This is a genomic window from Pseudomonas sp. 05N434, from assembly GCF_056396965.1.
The window spans coordinates 1-358 of the sequence record NZ_JBFTMK010001209.1 but is presented as its reverse complement, the minus strand read 5'-3'; the positions used below and the strand labels follow the sequence as shown (position 1 = coordinate 358).

Here is a 358-nt window from a genome sequence, read left to right as displayed (position 1 = left end):
GGAACCACCTGATCCCATCCCGAACTCAGAAGTGAAACGATGCATCGCCGATGGTAGTGTGGGGTTTCCCCATGTGAGAGTAGGTCATCGTCAAGATTAAATTCCGAAACCCCTATCTGCGTATGCAGGTAGGGGTTTTGTTTTGCCCGTAGGAAAGTGCTTTGGCAACAGAGGGCTAGCGGATGGCCATCCCTGGTAATGGTCGCATCGTTCGTGAAACTTCGGCAGAGCGCGCTAAAAACCATGCCGTTTTTGGTATGGTGCAGCTCGTTTCAACGGACTGACTGCAAGCCTACGGATCGGTACTCCCGTTTATAGTCAAAGAGTTGCTGCAGAAATGCCCGGACCGATACCAATC

At 51.7% G+C, this 358-nt stretch carries 1 rRNA gene; it reads left to right on the top strand.

Annotated features, from left to right (window positions below):
* Nucleotides 1–96: ribosomal RNA gene (rrf, locus tag AC1DLB_RS32465) — 5S ribosomal RNA — on the top strand; the annotation flags it as partial.
* Nucleotides 97–358: the final 262 nt, after the last annotated feature.